The organism is Streptomyces sp. NPDC060027 (genome assembly GCF_042737005.1).
GTDB lineage: Bacteria > Actinomycetota > Actinomycetes > Streptomycetales > Streptomycetaceae > Streptomyces.
Genome location: NZ_JBHWVI010000273.1, coordinates 1 through 10,390 on the forward strand (window position 1 = coordinate 1; position 10,390 = coordinate 10,390).

Here is a 10,390-nt window from a genome sequence, read left to right on the forward strand (position 1 = left end):
GAGACGTGGGCTATCTGTGCGAACTGCTGCTCGATCCGAACGTAAGCGACGGACATAGGGAAGTACCGGCACGGCCCCTCCCGTGCGATGTCCGCTGCGGGTGCGGGTGCAAGTTTCAGCCCCTCCGGCGTTTGAGGAGCGGGGTCTGGGGCGGAGCCCCGGGGGTGGGCATCCGTGCCGGGTAGGTGGGGGCGCCGGTTCCCCGGGCCCGGGCTACTTGCCGGAGGCTTTCGCCGCCTTCATCTCCTGTTTGTGGGCGCGGACCTTGGCGAGGGACTCGGGGCCGGTGATGTCGGCGACCGAGCGGAAGGACTCGGGCTCGCCGTAGGGGCCCGCGGCTTCGCGCCAGCCCTTGGGGCGGACGCCGAGTTGTTTGCCGAGGAGGGCCAGGAAGATCTGGGCCTTCTGGGCACCGAAGCCGGGGAGTTCCTTGAGGCGCCGGAGGAGTTCGTCGCCGGTTTCGGCGTCCTTCCAGACGGCGGTGGCGTCTCCGTCGTAGTGCTCGACGAGGTAGTGGCACAACTGGTGGATCCGCTTGCCCATGGAACCGGGATAGCGGTGCACGGCCGGCTTGGCCGAGAGCAGCGCGGCGAACTTCTCCGGGTCGTACGAGGCGATCTCGTGCGCGTCGAGATCGTCCGCCCCCATGCGCTGAGCGATCGTGTACGGCCCCGCGAAGGCCCACTCCATCGGCACCTGCTGGTCCAGCAGCATGCCGACCAGGGCCGCTAGCGGGCTGCGGCCGAGCAGTTCGTCGGCCTCGGGCTGCTGGGCGAGGTGAAGAGTGACGTCCATGGATCGATGATCCCGCGTGCGGGGGCGGGGCGCTCGGTCGTGACCGCCCGGGTTCGGCGGGTGGGCGCCCCGCACGTACGATCTCCAGGATGTGAGTTAGGTTAGCCTAACCTGATAAGAGTGGGGATGGACCGTGACCGCCGAGATCTACCGTGACACCTGGGGCATCCCGCACCTGCGCGCCGACAGTGCGACCGAACTCGCACGCGCCCAGGGCCGGATCACCGCGGTGGACCGGGCCTGGCAGCTGGAGGTCGAACGGCACCGCTTCCAGGGCACCTCGGCCGCGTTCCTCGGCGAGGAGGCTGTCGGCTGGGACCGGTTCGCCCGTCAGGCCCAGCTCGGCGACACCGCGCGACGCTGCTTCGAGGCCCTGGCGGAACGGGACCCCGAGACCGCCGCGTGGATCGCCGCGTACGTCGACGGGGTCAACGACGGGCTGGCCGAAGGGGCCGGTCGCGCACCCGAGTTCGCGGCGAGCGGGCTCGCTCCGGGCCGCTGGGACCCCTGGAGCCCGCTGGGGATCTGGCTCGGCACGCACATCCTCTTCGCCGGGTTCCCCGCCAAGCTGTGGCGTGAGGAGGTCGTACGGCGGCTGGGCGCGGACGCGGTCGGGCTGTTCGCCATGGACGGACCGGGCACCACCGGGAGCAACGGATGGCTGGTGAGCGGTGAACGCACCGCCACCGGGCAGGCGGTGATCGCCGGTGACCCGCACCGCTTCATCGAGGACCCCGGCGTCTACCAGCAGATCCGCCTCTCCTGCCCCGAGTTCGACGTCGTCGGCATCGCCGTCCCCGGCGTCCCGGGCATCGCGCACTTCGCCCACACCGGAACGGTCGCCTGGGCGATCACCAACGCGATGGCCGACTACCAGGACCTCTACCGGGAGCGGCTGCGCCGCGCGGACGCCGGGGACGGCGGAGCCGTCGAGGCCCTCGATCCCGACGGTGTGTGGCGGCCCGCGGCGCGGCACGTGGAGCGGGTGGAGGTGGCCGGCGGTGCGTCCGTCGAGGTCGAGGTGATCGAGACGGCGCGCGGGCCCGTGGTGATCGGGGGCGTCGGTGCCGAGGAGTCCATCAGCCTCCGCTGTCCGCCCCGCGTGACGGGTGACCTCGGATTCGGCGCGCTCCTCCCGCTGCTGCGGGCCCGCCGCGTCGCCGACGTGGACCGGGCGTTCGACGCCTGGGCGGAACCGGTGAACGTCGTGCAGGCCGCCGACACCGAGGGCGGGCTGCTGCACCGCGTCGCGGGCCGGGTCCCGGTCCGCGGCACGGCCAACCGCACCCGGGTGGTGCCCGCCTGGGAGGCCGGGCACGAGTGGACCGGCTGGCACGAGATGCCGTACGGCCCGGTCGAGGACGGCATCGCCGTGATGGCGAACCAGCGCGGCCCCGCGGCCCCGCTCGGCGTCGAGTTCTCCCCGCCTCACCGCGCCGCCCGCATCCGGCAGTTGCTCGACGCGGGCGACACGTGGTCGGCGGGGGACATGCCGGCCATCCACATGGACACCCATCTCGGCTCCGCCGCCGCCCTGTTGGACCGGCTGGCCGCACTCGAACTGTCCGGTCCCCCGGCCGAGCTCAGGGACCGGCTCCTGCGCTGGAACCGGCACATGGACGCCGACAGCGGCACCGCGGCGGTGTTCGCGGAGGTGCGCGGCGCGGTCGTACGACGGCTCGCGGCCCACCCGGCCCTCGCCGTCCTGGCCGAGCCGCCCGCCCACCCGGAGGTCTTCCTGCCGTGGCTCGCGCTCACCCCGCGCGTCGCCTTCGCCCTCGATAACCTTTTGACGGAGCGGGAGTTGTACGGCATCGACCGCGACGACGTGGTGCGCGCCTCCGTCGAGGAGGTGGCCGCCCGGCCCGCGTCCCGCACCTGGGGCGACACCCATCGCCTCGCCCCCTGGCGGGCGCTCACCGGCACCGCGTACGACGAACCGGCCCTGTCCGGCGACAACGACTGTGTCCTGAGCACGTCCTCGGTACCCGGACTGACCGACCTGAGCGCGCGCGGACCCGCGGCCCGGTACGTCTGGGACCTAGCCGACCGGGACAACAGCCTCTGGGTGGTGCCGTTCGGCGCCGACGGCGTTCCCGGCGCGGCCCACCACCGGGACCAACTCCCCCTGTGGCTCGCGGGAGTTCTCGTCCCGGTGACCACCGACTGGAACGCGCTGACCAAGGAGAGCCATGACGACTGAGACGTACGCCGACGCCCGTGAGGCCGTTCACGAGCAACGGGTCGACGGCTTCGGCACGGTCCGGGTGCTGCCCGTGGACCCGCACGCCGACCTCGACGTCCTTCACGGCTGGGTCACCGAGGAGCGCGCCGCGTACTGGGGCATGACCGGGTTCACGAAGCGGCAGGTGCTGGAGACCTACCTCCACCTCGACTCGCTCGACACCCACCACGCCTTCCTCGCGGTCAAGGACGGCGTACCCGCCGCGCTCTTCCAGACGTACGAGCCCGAGGCCGACCGGGTCAGCGAGTGCTACGAGGTCCGGCCCGGCGACATCGGCGTCCACCTGCTGATCGGACCCCCGGCCCCCGGGGGCGGCGCGCGGCCAGGCTGGTCGTCCACGCTGCTGGCCGCGTTCCTGGCGTACGCGCTGACGGGCCTCGACCGGCGGCGCGCCGTGGTCGAACCCGACGCCCGCAACGCCAAGGCCATCGCCCGCCTGACCCGGCAGGGCTTCGTCCCGGCCGGGGACATCGTGCTCCCCGAGATCGACCTGCCCGAGGTCCGTCTGCCCGAGAAGCCCGCCCTGCTCGCCTTCCTCACTCGGGAGGCCTTCGAGAAGGGTTCGACGGCGCAGAGGTGAGCCGGACGCGGCCCCCGTCCGTACGTAACCGAGACTCTGCACATGCGGATACGGAGACGGCGTGTGAATGGAAGCAGGCAGCGAGACCGGCGGCGGCGCGGCGCCCGTGCCCTGGCCCTGCTGGGCAGTGTCCTGGTGCTGGTGCTCTTCGGGGGCGTGGGCGGCGCGTCCGCCCACGCCGCGCTGACGAGTACCGATCCGCAGGACGGCGTCGTCCTGAAGTCGGCACCCCGCCAGGTGACCCTGGCATTCAGTGAGTCCATCGGGCTGCTCGACGACTCCTTCCGTGTGCTCACCCCGGAGAACCGGCGCGTCCACACCGGCGAACCGAGCCACGCGGACGGCCGCTCCGACACCGCCCGCGTCACCCTGCCGCGCGGCCTCGGCACCGGCACGTTCACCGTGGCCTGGCGCGTCGTCTCGGCGGACAGCCACCCCGTCTCCGGCGCCTTCACCTTCTCCATCGGCAAACCCTCCGCGACCGCCGCGCCCCTGCCGCCCACCGGTGGCGATCCCGCCTCCGCCACCCTCTACGACATCGCCCGGTACGCCGCGTACGGCGGTCTCGCCCTGCTCATCGGCACCGCGACATTCGTCCTGGCCTGCGGCTTCCCGGGCTCCGTGCGGCGGCTGCTGGTGACCGGCTGGTGGACCCTGCTCGGTTCCACGCTCGCGCTGCTCCTGCTGCGCGGCCCCTACGAGCGCGGCACCGGCCCGGGAGAGGTCTTCGACCCGGCGATCCTGCGGGACACCCTGACGAGCCGGCCCGGCATCGTGCTGGTGGCGCGGCTGGCGCTGCTCGCCGCGGCGGCCTTCCTGCCCCTGCGGGCGCCCGCCGGAGACCGGGAGGCCGGCCGCGGTGTCCTCGTCCTCGGCGGACTCTTCTCGCTGGGCCTCGCGGTCACCTGGGCCGCCTCCGAGCACGCCTCCGCCGGGATCCAGGTGCCGGTGGCGATGGTCTCCTCCGTGCTGCATCTGCTCGCCATGGCGGTGTGGCTCGGCGGCCTGACCGCCCTGCTGACGGCCCTCTACCGTCCGGCCGAGCCGATCCCCCCGGCCGTGGTCACCCGCTTCTCCCGGCTCGCCCTCACCTCGGTCGCCGTTCTCGCGGCCACCGGCGTCTACCAGTCCTGGCGCGGCCTCGGCTCCTGGGACGCGGTGACCTCGACGTCGTACGGCAGGCTCCTGGTCGTCAAGATCGTCGCGGTGGCGCTGCTGCTGGTGGGCGCCGCGTACTCGCGACGGTGGACGGCCCGACTGGCGCGGACGGCGACCTCGGAGAATTCGGAAGCCTGGGAGAGCTCGGAAGCCTCGGAGACCTCGGTCGCCGTTCCGGCCGAGCGTGTGGCGGTCGCGGTGACGGCCGGGGCGCCGGCGGACAAGGACACCGGCGCGGCGGGCACGGCCGCCGGGGACACGGACACGGCCATCGGCTCGGGCGGCGGACAGGAGGACGCGGCCGAGCGGGTGCCGGAGGACGGTCGAGCGGACAGTCGGCAGGACGTAGGGGGAGACGGGGCGGCGGGTGCCGCCTGTCACCAGGGCCTGCGCCGGTCGGTGCTCGCCGAGGTCACCGTCGGCATCCTGGTGCTCGTGATCACGACGATGCTGACCGGGACCCAGCCGGGCCGCGCGGCCAAGGAGACCGCCGCCGCCGTCGCGGCCGCGGACCGGCCCACCTCGTCGACGACCGTCGTGCCCTTCGACGTCGGCACCCCCGGCGGGCACGGCAAGGTCCAGGTCGAGCTGTCGCCGGGCCGGGTGGGCGAGAACTCCGTGCAGGCCGTGATCATCGGCCCCGACGGCGGCCTCGCGACCGTCCCCGAACTGCGCCTCACCTTCACGCTGGAATCACAGAAGGTCGGCCCGATCGACGCGGAGATCACCGACAAGGGCGGCTACTGGACCTCCGACGGCCTCACCCTTCCGCTGCCGGGCACTTGGACCATGAAGGTCACGGTCCGCACCACCGACATCGACCAGATCACCGTCTCGAAGAACGTGAAGATCGACTGAGCCGGTGGAGTGGGCGGAGCCGTCGGGCCCCACCGCCCGGCGGTGGGGCCATTCCGCGGTCGGCCCTTCTACGGTGATCCGTCCGCGGGAGGCCGCCGGGCGGCTTTCAGCGCCCGGTCCAGCTGCTCGCGGGCCCGGCGCTGGATCGCTTCGCCGTCGTGCAGCAGCCGCTCGGTCTCCTCGGGAGTGAGCGGAACGGGCCGGGGCCCTTCGTCCGTCAGCAGGCCGTAGAGGTGGCGGCAGGCCGCGTCCTCGTCCGGGAACCGTTCCACCACCTCGCGCCGACCGCGTTCGTGGACGCCGACCACCCACCGGCCGTCCTGTTCGGCCAGGAAGAGGCGGTCCGCCGGCCACGGACCGCCGGGACAGCCGGCGATCTCGTACCGCCCGGCCGGGACCCCGGCGGCCCGCAGGGCCGCGCACAACTGGTGCCTGTCCATGGCGCCGGCCTTCAGTTCCGCTCGGTCAGTTCGCGCGCTGGATGTTGCCGCTGGCCAGGAGACCGTTGACTGAGCCGTCCACGACCCCCGACCTAGGGCAGAACGTGGGGGAGGTCACGTACTGCACGCCCTGGCCCGGCTGCTCGAACGCCGCGGCCTGGGGCCCGGCGCACAGGACGGTGTCCTTCACCACCCGGTACAGGTGGTAGTTGTACGGATACCGGGGATCCGACGTGTTGAGGTTGGACGGCGGCAGCGCCCGCTGCGCGAACTTCGCTCCGGCCGGCGCCAGGTACCTGCCGAACTCGTCGCCGAACCGGTCCACCAGGTCGCCCGGGTGGAGCGTCACGGGGCCCGCGATGACCTGCCCGGTGTTGTTGTGCGCGAAGCCCTGGTCCGGCGGGTACCGCCAGTCGCCCCGGCCGAAGTCGGCCGTCGGGTTCCACCACTTGTTCAGGAACTCCACGGGAGTGAGCTGGCCGAACCGCTGGTAGCCGCTGAGGATGCCGCCGAGAACGCCGGTCTTCGGCAGGTGTACCGGGCCGAACCGCCAGTCGCCGCACACGGACGGCGACTGCGTCGCGTACGCGTAGGGCGGCGGCACCAGCCCGAGGCACTCCGTCTGCGGCGCCCACGGATTGCTTCCCTTCGGCTGCGCGGTGCCGACGGGCGAGGTCGCCGTGTCCGGCCCCTGGGGCGCGGCGGCGGTCAGGGCAGGGGCGGCGGCGGGTGTCTGTGCCTGCGCGGGAACGGCGGCGAAGGTGCCGAGCAGCACGGAACCGGCGAGGCCGGCCACCGAGGCCAGAGACGCGGACCAACGGAACGATCTCAACGAAGACTCCTGACAAGAAGTGTCCGAGGCGCTGTATGCGCCCTTCGACCTCATCTGTGCCAAGACCCCGAGAGGCGATAACAGCTGTACGGCCGGATGGCGGGCCGACGCGGAGACCCGGGGGACTGACCGCTCGGCGGCGCGCGATGCCCGGCCCGCTCGAGCCCGACCCGGAACGCGAAGAAGGTCCTGACCAGTCGAAACCGGTCAGGACCTTCTTCGTATTGCCCGGTGAGAGCAATGGCGGAGGATACGAGATTCGAACTCGTGAGGGGTTGCCCCCAACACGCTTTCCAACTGTGTTGGTGGGCTGCGGAGCGGTGTGCAGGGGCGTTCACCTGCGTTCGTGGGCGGGTGAACGCCGGGACGTCTTCCGCTGATGGACCCGCCTGAACGACGGTGAACGTCGCTGGATGAGACGGAAACTGAGACGGCCTGGGGGTGTCGTGGTGTGCCCCTCTACGTTCCGGCGCGTGGAGCCGTCCGCTTGGCCGCCCAGGTGACGGCGTCCTCCAAACCTGCTGCTGGACTGTCGGCAGCTCCGTACTCGTCCCTCCTCGCTTGCACCCGGCTGCGCTCTCAGCGCGCCGAGAGCACGCCGAAGACGTAGCGTCCATGAACGAGTGCGGAGAGTAGCTGACCGGTCCAGGCCGCTGGCTTCCTTTACGCCTCGGCTGAGCAGTCGAGATGACGTGGCCGTGCCGCGTACCGATGGGCTGCGGGGCTCCACAGAAGCGGGTGGCGTACGCATGGTGAAGAAGGTCCTGGTAGCGCTGGGGATCGTGGTGGTCCTGCAGAGCCTGTTCGCGCTCTGCCTGATCAGTGCGCTCCAACTGCTGGTGCCACGCAACATGCCGTTCGGGGTGACCGGCGCGTCCCCGGTCGTGAACGCGGTGACATCGAAGATGTCGCTCCACACACTCAGCTACAAGGACGAAGCCGCCGTAGTCGACGCGGTCAACCAGAGCAAAATCTATGGCGCCTATCTGCCCGGCAAGGCTAGCGACACCTTGATCGTCGTTCCCGCCAAGAGCTTCTTCGGCCGGGTCGAGATCGAGGGCGCGTTCGCGGAGGGGGCCAAGAAGCTCGGGCGGCCCCTGACGGTGCAGACACTCAAGCCGCTGCCACTGAGTGACCGGCTCGGCGGTGTCTCGGGACTGCTCCTGGTCCCACTGCTGGTCGGCGGCTACCTCGCCGCCGTCTTGGTGCTCAAGACCACCAAGACCGCAGCCGCACCCTGGCGGGTGGCGATCCTGCTCGGCTACGCCACGGCCGGCGCCCTGGTGACCGACCTGATCGCCGGTCCGGGCCTCGGCGCCTTTGCCAACAGCCACTTCTGGCCCCTGTTGCCGTGCTTCATCCTCATCGCCGCCGCGGTTGCACTGGCGTCCGCCGCCCTCCAACGCCTGGTCGGACCACTGGGCACCCTCCTGGTGGTGATCCTGTTCATCTTCCTGGGCGGGGCATCGGCAGGCGGCGGCGGACTGGCTCTGTTGCCCACCTACTGGCAGCACATCGGCGCCGTCTTCCCACCCCAGCACGCCGTCACTCTGCTGCGTAACGTTCTCTACTTCGGCGGCAACAACATCACGACACCGCTGATCGTCCTCGGTGCGTACGCGCTGCTGGGCGCCCTCATCATCGGATACCTGGGACGGTGGGGACCGGTCAACCCACCCGGAGAGGCTGCCCCCTCCGAGGACACGGATTCAGCGGCCGCGCAGGCTTCGGGCCCCAAGCCGGTTGTCCGGCTCGTCGCCGCGCTGGTGATCGCCGGGGTGATGCAGTGCCTGTTCACCGCCAACTACATGAGTTCCGGGCACTCGCCCGTCGCGAACGACATGCCGTTCGGCGCGACAGCCCAGTCCCCGGTCCTGTCGGCGGCCCAGAAGAACATCTCACTCAAGGTCAGCCACTACACGGACGAGTCGGCCGCCAAGCATGCGATCGACCAGGCCAAGATCTACGGGGCGCTCGTCCCCGGACAGAAGTCCGACACCTTGATCGTCGTCCCCACCATCAGTGACGTCGCTCCGCTGGACCTGGCAACCTCCTTCGAGGCCGCAGCCAAGAGCACCGGTCGGCCGCTCACCCTCCAGCAGTACGCACCGCATCCGCTGGCCAAGAAGGACCCGTTCGGCGTCGTCGTCTCGCTCTTGCTGGTCCCGTTGCTCGTCGGTGGCTACATGGGTGCCACCATGCTCAAGACCGCGACCGGTACTCCTACGGGGCGTTGGCGGGCGGCCGTCATCGTCGGCTACGCCATCGTCGCCGGCCTGGTCGTCAACCTCATCGTGTGCTACTGGCTCCAGGGCTACCCCAGCCAGAAGTTCTGGATCGTCTGGCCGATCCTGTCCCTCATCATCGCCGCGGTCGCCTTCGTCGCCGCCGTCCTGCAAAAACTCATCGGCGCCGCGGGAACACTCGTGACCGTCGTCGTGGTCATCCTCTTCGGCAACCCCTCCTCCGGCGGAGCCAACGGCGTCCCCTACCTCCCGGGCTTCTGGAGTGCCATCGGCCCCTACCTGCCACCCCGCAACGCCTACATCCTGCTGCGCAACACGATCTACTTCGACGGCCACGGAACGACACAGGCCCTGATCGTCCTGCTCCTCTATTTGGTGGTCCCGGCTGCTGCCCTCGGCTTCCTCAACTGGTTCCGCACACCGCAGATCCCGGTAGCCCCCGAAACCGAGGTCGAAGCCGCAGCAGTGACCGCACCCGTCGGCGGCCTCCCCTGATCTCAGGGCCCACAGGCCCGCCGCCTTGTAAGTTCGATCTACGCCCGCGTTCGGGGCCGTCGACGGCTGGTCCGGCGGTCGCCTGGGGGTGCTGGTGTATGCCGCCGTCCGGCCTCGTTGATGTCAGCCGTGGATGTCAGACCGTTCTGGCATCCTGCGCCAGTGACAATGACATGGGCCGCCTCTGGGCACTGATAGCCACCCTGAACGGCGAAGCCACGGAGGCGAGCTGCCGGCGCCTGGCCGAGGAGCTGAGCCGCCGTTCCGTCCCCGACATCATCGGCTTCGCGGAACGTCATGCCGAGGCTCTCTACCGCTTGGACCAAGAGAAGTTCGGGACGCTTCCGGTTGCCGACATGACGGACCGGAACGGCGAGCCTTCCCACAGTCTGCCGACGTGTTCCTGTACGCCCGTGGCGCTGTCGTCGCCGCGGGACGAGCCGTATGGGAAGGCGTCTTCTTCGACGTCGACAAGTTCGCCCCGTACACCTCCACCGAGTTTGACGGGGAGTGGCTGCTGTACGTGCCGGATCAGGCGTACGAACTCGCTACCGGGAAGGAGTGGAACCGCTTGACCCGGTACTGCTGCGAGAGCTACTCCAACAGGGATGGATGGCCGGACCTGGAGAGCTGAGATGGACTACCGCTTGATCGGGCACGACTGGGGCGCGGCGCCTTCTGATCCGTAGCTCTGTGTAGAGCGGTCACGAACGGTCATACCGGCCGCGCCATGGCCTTTCG

8 protein-coding genes are annotated in these 10,390 nt (G+C 70.9%); 5 read left to right on the plus strand and 3 right to left on the minus strand.

Features of this window, described 5'->3' with window-relative positions; translation table 11 throughout:
• Nucleotides 1-213: 213 nt before the first annotated feature.
• Nucleotides 214-795 (minus strand): HhH-GPD-type base excision DNA repair protein, encoded by a 582-nt coding sequence (locus tag ACFWBT_RS38200; RefSeq protein ID WP_385707974.1) that lies wholly within the window; start codon nucleotides 793-795, stop codon nucleotides 214-216.
• Between the two features lie 133 nt (nucleotides 796-928).
• Between ACFWBT_RS38200 and ACFWBT_RS38205 the strand changes: the two genes are divergently transcribed.
• The 3 genes from ACFWBT_RS38205 to ACFWBT_RS38215 are packed head-to-tail and all read left to right on the plus strand — an operon-like array spanning nucleotide 929 to nucleotide 5,636.
• The gene (locus ACFWBT_RS38205; protein ID WP_385707977.1) at nucleotides 929-2,998 is read left to right on the plus strand and encodes a penicillin acylase family protein; all 2,070 of its coding nucleotides are present in this window, start codon (nucleotides 929-931) and stop codon (nucleotides 2,996-2,998) included.
• The gene (locus ACFWBT_RS38210) at nucleotides 2,988-3,620 is read left to right on the plus strand and encodes a GNAT family N-acetyltransferase (RefSeq protein WP_385707980.1); all 633 of its coding nucleotides are present in this window, start codon (nucleotides 2,988-2,990) and stop codon (nucleotides 3,618-3,620) included. Before ACFWBT_RS38205 ends, ACFWBT_RS38210 begins: the two co-directional genes overlap by 11 nt.
• 42 nt (nucleotides 3,621-3,662) lie before the next feature.
• Complete coding sequence (locus ACFWBT_RS38215; protein ID WP_385707982.1) at nucleotides 3,663-5,636, plus strand: copper resistance CopC/CopD family protein; 1,974 nt, start codon at nucleotides 3,663-3,665, stop codon at nucleotides 5,634-5,636.
• 68 nt (nucleotides 5,637-5,704) lie between these two features.
• Here ACFWBT_RS38215 and ACFWBT_RS38220 read toward each other — a convergent pair whose 3' ends face one another.
• Together ACFWBT_RS38220 and ACFWBT_RS38225 are read right to left on the minus strand one after the other, a co-directional pair.
• Entirely contained in the window at nucleotides 5,705-6,076 is a 372-nt protein-coding gene (locus ACFWBT_RS38220) for a hypothetical protein (protein WP_385707985.1), read from the minus strand.
• Nucleotides 6,077-6,101: 25 nt separating this feature from the next.
• Complete coding sequence (locus ACFWBT_RS38225) at nucleotides 6,102-6,908, minus strand: TNT domain-containing protein (RefSeq protein WP_385707988.1); 807 nt, start codon at nucleotides 6,906-6,908, stop codon at nucleotides 6,102-6,104.
• A gap of 698 nt (nucleotides 6,909-7,606) precedes the next feature.
• On the opposite strand from ACFWBT_RS38225, the gene ACFWBT_RS38230 reads away from it, so the two are divergent.
• Entirely contained in the window at nucleotides 7,607-9,649 is a 2,043-nt protein-coding gene (locus ACFWBT_RS38230) for a hypothetical protein (protein ID WP_385707991.1), read from the plus strand.
• 397 nt (nucleotides 9,650-10,046) lie between these two features.
• Nucleotides 10,047-10,283 carry a hypothetical protein gene (locus tag ACFWBT_RS38235; RefSeq protein ID WP_385707994.1) on the plus strand — a complete coding sequence of 79 codons (237 nt, stop codon included), beginning with the start codon at nucleotides 10,047-10,049 and terminating at the stop codon, nucleotides 10,281-10,283.
• Nucleotides 10,284-10,390 lie beyond the last annotated feature (107 nt).